The sequence below is a fragment of the Pseudomonas persica genome (assembly GCF_900291015.1).
In the GTDB taxonomy this organism is placed as follows: domain Bacteria; phylum Pseudomonadota; class Gammaproteobacteria; order Pseudomonadales; family Pseudomonadaceae; genus Aquipseudomonas.
Window position 1 is genome coordinate 1 of the sequence record NZ_OLKL01000242.1, and the last position, 255, is coordinate 255.

Annotated in this window: 1 protein-coding gene; it reads left to right on the forward strand. The window is 60.8% G+C overall.

Annotated features, from left to right (window positions below):
* Positions 1-22: 22 nt before the first annotated feature.
* A partial coding sequence (locus FQ664_RS26430; protein ID WP_144175941.1) for an aminotransferase class V-fold PLP-dependent enzyme occupies positions 23-255 on the forward strand: 233 nt, incomplete at its 3' end.

The window sequence follows — 255 nt, forward strand, 5'->3', positions numbered from 1 at the left end:
GCTTCTGACTATGAGGAACGCCATGAACGCATTCAATCCTGCCCATTTTCGCGCCCAGTTTCCCGCCCTTGCCGATGCGGGAGTCTATCTGGACAGCGCTGCCACGGCGTTAAAGCCGCAGGCGGTCATTGACGCCATGCAGCAGTTTTACAGCCTGAGCGCGGGGAACGTGCACCGCAGCCAGTATGCGCAGGCGCAGAAACTGACGGCTCGCTATGAAGCCGCACGCGATCAGGTTGCCGCGCTGCTTAACGC